Here is a 1,446-nt window from a genome sequence, read left to right on the forward strand (position 1 = left end):
TACGATCCCGCCTGGCCCGCTCGCTACGAGCGCCTGGCCGCCGGCATCCGCCGGGCGCTCGGTGGGGTGGTCCTGCGGTTGGCGCATGCTTTGATTGAAGGGATTGAAAATGATACTGTTCATGGTGGATTTATGCTTGTCGCAAGGGCTGAAAAACCGGAATTTGTAAATGCTATTATGAGTTCTTCATGGTATAGTAAATTTATAAACATTTTTGTTTCTGGTGGGAATGGGGCAATTGGTAATCTAAGTAAATCAGATCTCGAAGATCAAAAGGTTTATGTTCCTAGTGAAATAGAACAAACTAAAATAGGATTATTCTTTAAGGGGCTCGACGATACTATCGCTCTTCATCAGCGTAAGTTAGATTTGTTGAAAGAGCAGAAAAAAGGATACTTACAAAAAATGTTCTCCAAAAATGGGGAAAAAGTTCCTGAATTGCGATTTGCGGGGTTTGCTGACGATTGGGAACAGCGTAAGTTGGAAGAGTTAGGTAATCTCAATAGAGGTAAATCCAAACATAGACCTAGAAATGATTCTAGGTTATTTGGTGGCGAATATCCTTTTATTCAAACTGGAGATGTAGCCAAAGCACCTCTTTTTTTGACAGAATACAGTCAAACATATAGTGAGTTTGGAATTCAACAGAGTAAATTATGGGATATTGGAACATTATTAATTACTATAGCAGCTAATATAGCTGATACTACTATTCTAGGGATTAAAGCAGCTTTTCCAGATAGTGTTATTGGCTTTGAATCAACTTCTTGTGATGTCGTTTTCATTAAAAATTATATTGATATTCAAAGTGATCTATTAAAAAGAAAAGCTGAAACAAGTTCTCAAGCAAATTTGAATTTAGCAAAACTAAAAGAAATGAATTTAAATATTCCAAAATTAAAAGAGCAACAAAAAATCGGTTCATTCTTCAAACAACTCGACGACACTATCGCTCTTCATCAACGTAAGTTAGATTTGTTGAAAGAACAGAAAAAAGGCTTTTTACAAAAGATGTTTGTTTAGGGTCTATAATTATAAATTAGAAAATACATTAGAAGCTGGAGACGAGATTGTCTAGATAATGTGCGAGATAAAATTTTTAGCAGGTTATCATACATAAGACAAAATGTTTTTAAAACTGATAACGTATTTATTCCACAACAATTACGCATTTATTTTTGAGAAAAATATAAAGCAGGAGGATTACAATGCTGAAAACTTATTCTTTAACAAAAAATACATTATTAGTTTCGTCAGAATCAAATATCAAAAATTCGTCTGTTGTTTATGTTTATGGTGACGAACGAGAATATATCGAATCTTTTGAACATAGATCTGACTTTAACATAGACAATATACTAACGTTTGATGATCGAGTTGCATATGACACGATGATAGATCAGAACGATGAAAAAAGTTTGCTCGTAAGCGGCGGCATTTAATGCT

At 34.7% G+C, this 1,446-nt stretch carries 1 protein-coding gene; it reads left to right on the forward strand.

Annotated elements, in window-relative coordinates:
* On the forward strand, positions 1–1,023 hold a 1,023-nt coding region (locus AB0I81_RS64025; RefSeq protein WP_360680714.1), incomplete at its 5' end, for a restriction endonuclease subunit S.
* Between the last annotated feature and the right edge of the window lie 423 nt (positions 1,024–1,446).

Origin of the sequence: Nonomuraea sp. NPDC050404 (assembly GCF_040655495.1) — a bacterium.
In the GTDB taxonomy this organism is placed as follows: domain Bacteria; phylum Actinomycetota; class Actinomycetes; order Streptosporangiales; family Streptosporangiaceae; genus Nonomuraea.